The sequence below is a fragment of the Streptomyces sp. S6 genome (assembly GCF_054880855.1).
The window spans coordinates 1-7,604 of the sequence record NZ_JBTYMC010000313.1 but is presented as its reverse complement, the minus strand read 5'-3'; the positions used below and the strand labels follow the sequence as shown (position 1 = coordinate 7,604).

Annotated in this window: 7 protein-coding genes and 1 pseudogene; 3 read left to right on the top strand and 5 right to left on the bottom strand. The window is 69.9% G+C overall.

What is annotated here, in order from left to right; translation table 11 throughout:
* Positions 1-121: 121 nt before the first annotated feature.
* A complete protein-coding gene (locus ACVNF4_RS29535) occupies positions 122-340 on the bottom strand; it encodes a hypothetical protein (protein ID WP_461805942.1) in 219 nt (72 codons plus the stop codon).
* 224 nt (positions 341-564) lie between these two features.
* Complete coding sequence (locus ACVNF4_RS29530; protein WP_461805941.1) at positions 565-903, bottom strand: DUF3099 domain-containing protein; 339 nt, start codon at positions 901-903, stop codon at positions 565-567.
* 221 nt (positions 904-1,124) lie between these two features.
* On the opposite strand from ACVNF4_RS29530, the gene ACVNF4_RS29525 reads away from it, so the two are divergent.
* On the top strand, positions 1,125-1,403 hold the full coding sequence (locus tag ACVNF4_RS29525) for a GlsB/YeaQ/YmgE family stress response membrane protein (protein WP_461805940.1): 279 nt from the start codon (positions 1,125-1,127) through the stop codon (positions 1,401-1,403).
* A 54-nt stretch (positions 1,404-1,457) separates the two neighbouring features.
* Here the strand turns inward: ACVNF4_RS29525 and tyrS are convergent, their stop codons facing one another.
* The 3 genes from tyrS to ACVNF4_RS29510 form a co-directional block, all read right to left on the bottom strand.
* The gene (tyrS, locus tag ACVNF4_RS29520) at positions 1,458-2,723 is read right to left on the bottom strand and encodes a tyrosine--tRNA ligase (protein WP_461805939.1); all 1,266 of its coding nucleotides are present in this window, start codon (positions 2,721-2,723) and stop codon (positions 1,458-1,460) included.
* Positions 2,724-2,782: 59 nt separating this feature from the next.
* Positions 2,783-4,177, bottom strand: coding sequence for a metallopeptidase TldD-related protein (locus ACVNF4_RS29515; protein WP_461805938.1), 1,395 nt, complete (start codon positions 4,175-4,177; stop codon positions 2,783-2,785).
* A gap of 82 nt (positions 4,178-4,259) precedes the next feature.
* Positions 4,260-5,783 carry a TldD/PmbA family protein gene (locus ACVNF4_RS29510; RefSeq protein ID WP_461805937.1) on the bottom strand — a complete coding sequence of 508 codons (1,524 nt, stop codon included), beginning with the start codon at positions 5,781-5,783 and terminating at the stop codon, positions 4,260-4,262.
* Positions 5,784-6,045: 262 nt separating this feature from the next.
* Between ACVNF4_RS29510 and fabG the strand changes: the two genes are divergently transcribed.
* Positions 6,046-6,750, top strand: a complete 705-nt coding sequence (fabG, locus tag ACVNF4_RS29505; protein WP_461805936.1) for a 3-oxoacyl-[acyl-carrier-protein] reductase — start codon at positions 6,046-6,048, stop codon at positions 6,748-6,750.
* Positions 6,751-6,755: 5 nt separating this feature from the next.
* Positions 6,756-7,502: pseudogene (gene fabI / locus ACVNF4_RS29500) on the top strand (enoyl-ACP reductase FabI); the annotation flags it as partial.
* Between the last annotated feature and the right edge of the window lie 102 nt (positions 7,503-7,604).

Below are 7,604 nucleotides of genomic sequence, written 5' to 3'. Positions count from 1 at the left end.
CTACGACAAGACACCCGAGAGCTACGCCGCCGGACTTCACCTGCGCGGATCCATCCTCTGGTTACGCAGCCTACCAGCCCTCCCGTGATCGCAACCCAGAACACGCCCTAGCCGGAGTCGGTCAAGCCCCCTCGGGAGCTTCCCACTCCTCGAACCTGACGACGTCCTTGAGGAAACCCCTCACCCCGAGGAACTGCGACAGATGCTCCCGGTGCTCCTCGCACGCCAGCCACGTCTTGCGCCGCTCCGGCGTGTGGATCTTCGGGTTGTTCCAGGCCAGCACCCACACGGCGGCCGTGCGGCAGCCCTTGGCCGAGCAGATGGGGGTTTCGTCGATCACAGCGCCGTCTCACAGACCCGTGTACAGAAGCAGACCCGTGCACAAAAAGGCGACGCCGAGCAGCCACGGGGGGAGCTGCCCGGCGTCGGTCCGTCGCTCCGACGGGGGATGCGGAGCGCGTAGGAAGTATGTCACGGCACAGCGCCCGGATGGCACCGGAACAACTAGATAGATCTGAGCTTTTCTTGAGCCTTGTCCGCGGCGAACGCACAGTGCGTTCACTATTACCGCCCGGTAGTACCCGATTCCGCATCCTCCGGCGGCGCCAGCTGAGCCCGCCCCGGCGAAGCGACGAACGTGGACGGCAGCCCCGGCGCGTTCTCCCGCCCCGCGTTGGCGATCACCACCGCGATGTACGGCAGCAGGATGCCGAGAGCCAGCGCGACCATCGCCACATGCCGCTCCACGTTCCACAAGGTCGCCGCCAGCACCACCGACACCGTCCGTACGGACATCGAGATGATGTACCGCCGCTGCCGCCCCCGCACGTCGTCCTGGAGACCCTGCCGCGCCCCGGTGATCCGGAACACCTGGCCGTTCCCCTCGGCACCCTGCTTCCGCATCCCACTCCACCGTCCGCCCGCTACGACTCCCCCGGACGCGAAACCGGCCCCCGGGCGTCTTCCACGGTACGCCGCACCTGCGCAGCCTTCGAGACCGGGGCATCTCGGGACCGGGCGATCCTCCTGCGCCGAGCCCTGTACCCCGGTCTCGACATGCGGCGTACCGCGACCGGCACGACACTGGGGGCAATGCTCACGTCGATCCGTACAAGGAGGCAGCCATGGGCTGGTTGTGGGCGATCATCGTGGGGTTCGTGCTGGGCCTGCTCGCGAAGGCGATCATCCCGGGCAAGCAGCACAGCCCCCTCTGGCTGACCACCGTCTTCGGCATCCTCGGCGCCATCGCGGGCAACGCCCTCGCCCGAGCCGTCGGCATCGACGCCACCCCAGGCATCGACTGGGGCCGCCACGCCTTCCAGCTGATCGCGGCCGTCGTCATCGTCTTCCTGGGCGACATGGCGTACTCGGCGACGCTGGGCAGGAACAAACAGCGCACCTGAGACAGCACAGAGGGTGCCTTCCCGTGGGAAGGCACCCTCACGTATGACGTCGGCTCAGCCCGTGAACTCCACCGCCGCGAGGTTCTTCTTGCCCCGCCGCAGCACCAGCCACCGCCCGTGCAACAGGTCCTCCTTCGCCGGTACGGCGTCCTCGGAGGCGACCTTCACGTTGTTCACGTAAGCACCGCCCTCCTTCACCGTCCGCCGCGCGGCCGACTTACTGGCCACCAGCCCGACCTCCGCCAACAGGTCGACGACGAGCCCCAGTTCGGCGACCTGGACATGCGGCACCTCGGACAACGCGGCGGCAAGCGTCCCGGCGTCCAGGTCGGTCAGCTCGCCCTGACCGAACAACGCCTTCGACGCGGCGATCACGGCTTCCGTCTGGCCCGCGCCGTGAACCAGCGTCGTCAGCTCCTCCGCCAGCGCCCGCTGAGCGGCCCGCGCCTGCGGCCTCTCCTCGGTCTGCCGCTCCAACTCCTCCAGCTCCGCACGGGACTTGAAGGACAGGATCCGCATGTACCGCGAGATGTCCCGGTCGTCGACGTTCAGCCAGAACTGGTAGAACGCGTACGGCGTCGTCAACTCGGGGTCGAGCCAGACGGCCCCGCCCTCGGTCTTGCCGAACTTCGTGCCGTCCGCCTTCGTCATCAGCGGCGTCGCCAGTGCGTGCGCCTCGACGCCCGGCTCCAGGCGGTGGATCAGGTCGAGCCCGGCCGTGAGGTTGCCCCACTGGTCGCTGCCGCCCTGCTGGAGCGTGCAGCCGTGGCGGCGGTAGAGCTGGAGGAAGTCCATGCCCTGGAGGATCTGGTAGCTGAACTCCGTGTAGCTGATGCCCTGGTCGGACTCCAGCCGCCGCGCGACCGAGTCTTTCGTGAGCATCTTGTTGACGCGGAAGTGCTTGCCGATGTCCCGCAGGAACTCGATCGCCGACAGCCCCGCCGTCCAGTCGAGGTTGTTGACCATCACGGCCGCGTTCTCGCCCTCGAAGGACAGGAACGGCTCGATCTGCCCACGCAGCCGCTCCACCCAGCCGGCCACCACCTCCGGCGAGTTCAGCGTGCGCTCCGCCGTCGGGCGGGGGTCGCCGATCAGGCCCGTCGCCCCGCCGACCAGCGCCAGCGGACGGTGCCCGGCCTGCTGGAGCCGCCGCACCGTCAGCACCTGGACGAGGTGGCCGACGTGCAGGGACGGCGCGGTCGGGTCGAAGCCGCAATAGAACGTGACGGGACCGTCCGCGAACGCCTTGCGCAGGGCGTCCTCGTCGGTGGACTGGGCGAAGAGCCCACGCCACTTCAGGTCATCGACGATGTCCGTCACGTTCTCTGTCTCCTAGATCACAGCTCGAACCGGCGGCCGACCGGCCACCGCCTACGAGGTTATACGCCCGGACTGACAGAGCTCATATTGAAATCCGGCACCCGCAGCGCCGGCATCGCCGCCCGCGTGAACCAGTCGCTCCACTCACGCGGCAGCGTCTTCTCCGTCCGCCCCGCCTCGACCGCCCGCCCGAGCAGGTCGACCGGCGACTCGTTGAACCGGAAGTTGTTGACCTCGCCGACGACCTCGCCGTTCTCGACGAGGTACACGCCGTCCCGGGTGAGCCCGGTCAGCAGCAGGGTCGCCGGGTCCACCTCGCGGATGTACCACAGGCACGTCAGCAGCAGCCCGCGCTCGGTCGCCGCGACCATCTCGTCCAGGGACTGCGAGCCGCCGCCGTCCAGGATGACGTTGTCCCCGGCGGGCGCGACCGGCAGGCCCGTGAGGGAGGCGCTGTGCCGGGTGGTGACGAGGTTCTTCAGCACCCCCTCGCCGACCCACTCGGTGGCCTGGACGGGAAGCCCGTTGTCGAAGACGGACGTGTCGCCGCCGGAGGAGTGCGCGATGACGAACGGCGCCGATTCGAGGCCCGGCTCGTTCGGGTCGCTGCGCAGGGTCAGCGGCAGCTCGGTGAGCCGCTCACCGAGCCGCGTCCCGCCGCCCGGCTTTGAGAACACCGTCCGCCCCTCGGTCGCGTCCCGGCCCGACTGCGACCACAGCTGGTAGATCAGCAGGTCGGCGACGGCGGTCGGCGGCAGCAGCGTCTCGTACCGCCCGGCGGGCAGCTCGATGCGGCGCTCGGCCCAGCCGAGGCGGACGGCCAGCTCCGCGTCCAGCGCCGCCGGGTCGACGTCCTTGAAGTCCCGCGTGGAGCGCCCGGCCCACGCCGAGCGGGTGCGGTCGGGGGACTTGGCGTTCAGCTCCAGCGTGCCGTTCGGCTGGTCGTGCCGCAGCCGCAGGCCCGTCGAGGTGCCCAGGTACGTCGACACCATCTCGTGGTTGGCGAACCCGTACAGCTCCCGCCCACCCGCCCGCGCGCGGGCGAACGCCTCCCCGAGCGCCGGCGCGAAGTCCGCGAACACGGCGGACGACGTCTCCGCGGGCGCCTCCGTGAACTCCGGGGAGGCGGGCGTGCCGGTCACCAGCGGGCGCCCGTCCTCCGCCGGACCCGCGCCCCGCGCGGCCTCCTCGGCGGCGCGGACGAGGGACTCCAGCTCGTCGGCCGTGACGGCGGACCGGGTCACCACACCCGACGCGGTGCCCTCCTTGCCGTCGACCGTCGCGATCACCGTCAGCGTCCGCCCGCGCGTGACCCCGTTCGTCGTCAGCGCGTTGCCCGCCCAGCGCAGGTTCGCCGACGACTGCTCGTCCGCGATGACGACACACCCGTCCGCCCGCGACAGCTCCAGCGCCCGCTCGACGATCTCGTGCGGCTTCTTCACGGCGGCGCTCATCGCCCGGCCTCCTGCGTCGTGTTGAGACTGTGCTTGCCCGGGGGACGACCCCCGGACCCCCGGCCGACCTTGATGCGAACGCTCATCGCCCGGCCTCCTGCGTCGTGTTGAGGATGTTGACGCCCTTGAAGAGCGCGGACGGACAGCCGTGCGACACCGCCGCGACCTGGCCCGGCTGGGCCTTGCCGCAGTTGAAGGCGCCGCCGAGGACGTACGTCTGGGGGCCGCCGACGGCCGTCATCGAACCCCAGAAGTCGGTGGTCGTGGCCTGGTAGGCGACGTCCCGGAGCTGGCCGGTGAGACGGCCGTTCTCGATGCGGAAGAACCGCTGCCCGGTGAACTGGAAGTTGTAGCGCTGCATGTCGATGGACCAGGAGCGGTCGCCGACGACGTAGATGCCCCGGTCGACACCCCCGATGAGGTCCTCGGTCGACATGCCCGCCGGGTCCGGCGCCAGCGACACGTTCGCCATCCGCTGCACGGGGACGTGCCCCGGCGAGTCGGCGTACGCGCACCCGTTGGACCGGCCCAGCCCCGTCAGCTTCGCGATCCGCCGGTCGAGCTGGTAGCCGACGAGCGTGCCGTCCTTCACCAGGTCCCAGGACTGGCCCTCGACACCCTCGTCGTCGTACCCGATGGTCGCGAGGCCGTGCTCGGCCGTCCGGTCACCGGTGACGTTCATCAGCTCGGAGCCGTACCTGAGCTTGCCGAGCTGGTCGAACGTCGCGAAGGAGGTGCCCGCGTAGGCGGCCTCGTAGCCGAGCGCGCGGTCGAGTTCCGTGGCGTGGCCGATGGACTCGTGGATCGTCAGCCACAGGTTCGAGGGGTCGACGACGAGGTCGTACAGCCCCGCATCCACGCTCGGCGCGCGCATCTTCTCGGCGAGCAGCGACGGCATCTCCGCCAGCTCGGTGTCCCAGTCCCAGCCGGTGCCCGTCAGGTACTCCCAGCCCCGCCCGGCCGGCGGCGCGAGCGTGCGCATCGAGTCGAACTCGCCGCTGGAGCCGTCCACGGAGACGGCCGTCAGCTGCGGGTGCAGCCGTACGCGCTGCTGGGTCGTGACCGTGCCGGCGGTGTCCGCGTAGAACTTGTTCTCGTGGACGGTCAGCAGCGAGGCGTCCACATGGTCGACCCCGTCCGCCGCGAGCAGCCGTCCGCTCCACTCCCCGAGCAGCCCCGTCTTCTCCTCGTCCGGCACGGAGAACGGGTCGATCTCGTACGCCGACACCCAGGTCTTCTCGGCGTGCACCGGCTCAGCCGCCAACTCGACCCGCTCGTCGGACCCGGCGGCCCTGATGACCTGCGCGGACAGCTTCGCCATGGCCACGGCCTGCGAGGCGACCTTCGCGGCGGCGTCCATGCTCAGGTCGACACCCGAGGCGAACCCCCAGGTGCCGCCGTGCACGACGCGGACCGCGTACCCCAGATCCGTCGAGTCCGACGACCCCGCGGGCCGCCCGTCCCGCAGCCGCCACGCGGCGCTGCGCACCCGCTCGAACCGGAAGTCCGCGTGCTCGGCCCCGAGCGCCCGGGCCCGCGCGAGCGCGGCGTCCGCGAGGGCCCGCAGCGGGAGGGCCAGAAACGATTGATCGATCTCATGAGGCACGAGTAGGGGTCCCTTCGGGGTGCTCGCCTGTGATGACCGTCGCAGGCAGTGAATCATGTCGCACAGCGCGCGCTCCCCCGAAATCCCGCCTCCCTGGAAGCACGTCCACGCCGACTGTAGGAACCCCACAGACAGGGTCATGACCCACTGTCGGTGCCCGAATGTCGGTGAAAGGAGCCGGGCGGATAGGTTTTCGGGGAAGCCGCCTGCCAGCCGACTGTCCGGGCGGATGTGTTCAGACCCCTATCGAAAGGGTGATCCGTTGAGCCGCTCGGTTCTCGTCACCGGAGGCAACCGGGGCATCGGCCTCGCCATCGCCCGCGCTTTCGCCGACGCCGGCGACAAGGTCGCGATCACATACCGCTCAGGTGAGCCTCCGGCCGGCTTCCTGGCCGTCAAGTGCGACATCACCGACCCCGAGCAGGTCGAGCAGGCATACAAGGAGATCGAGGAGCAGCACGGCAACGTCGAGGTCCTGGTCGCCAACGCGGGCGTCACCAAGGACCAGCTCCTGATGCGCATGTCCGAGGACGACTTCACGTCGGTCATCGACACGAACCTCACGGGCACCTTCCGGGTCGTCAAGCGCGCCAACCGGGGCATGCTGCGCGCCAAGAAGGGCCGCGTCGTCCTGATCTCCTCGGTCGTCGGCCTGTACGGCTCGCCGGGGCAGGCGAACTACGCCGCGTCGAAGGCCGGTCTTGTCGGCTTCGCCCGCTCACTCGCGCGCGAGCTGGGCTCCCGCAACATCACCTTCAACGTCGTGGCCCCCGGTTTCGTCGACACCGACATGACCAAGGTCCTCACCGACGAGCAGCGCGCCGGAATCGTGTCCCAGGTGCCGCTCGGCCGGTACGCGCAGCCGGAGGAGATCGCCGCGACGGTGCGGTTCCTCGCCTCCGACGACGCCTCGTACATCACTGGAGCCGTCATTCCCGTTGACGGCGGACTGGGAATGGGTCACTGATCACCATGAGCGGAATCCTCGAAGGCAAGCGCATCCTGATCACCGGTGTGCTGACGGAGGCGTCCATCGCCTTCCACGCCGCCAAGCTGGCCCAGGAGCAGGGCGCCGAGATCATCCTGACGGCCTTCCCCCGGCCCACGCTGACCGAGCGCATCGCCAAGAAGCTGCCGAAGCCCACCAAGGTCATCGAGCTGGACGTCACCAACGACGAGCACATGAGCCGTCTCGCGGACGTCGTCGGCGAGGAGCTGGGCGGCCTCGACGGCGTCGTCCACTCCATCGGGTTCGCCCCGCAGGACGCGCTCGGCGGCAACTTCCTCAACACGCCGTTCGAGTCCGTGGCCACCGCCATGCACGTCTCGGCGTTCTCCCTGAAGTCGCTCACCATGGCCTGCCTGCCGCTGATGCAGAACGGCGGCTCGGTCGTCGGCCTCACCTTCGACGCGCAGTACGCGTGGCCGCAGTACGACTGGATGGGCCCCGCCAAGGCCGCCCTTGAGGCCACCAACCGCTACATGGCCCGCGACCTGGGCAAGCAGAACATCCGCTGCAACCTCATCTCCGCCGGCCCCCTCGGCTCCATGGCCGCCAAGTCCATCCCCGGCTTCAGCGACCTCGCCTCCGTCTGGGACGACCGCTCCCCGATGGAGTGGGACCTCAAGGACCCCGAGCCGGCCGGCCGAGGCATCGTCGCCCTCCTGAGCGACTGGTTCCCCAAGACCACGGGCGAGATCATCCACGTGGACGACGGGGGTGGTGGCCGTGCATCCGAGGGTGAAGCCGGCGCTGCGGCGCGGCTGGCGGGATCTGAGCACCGTGCAGTTCGGGATGACTCCGGCGCACGCGCTGACGCT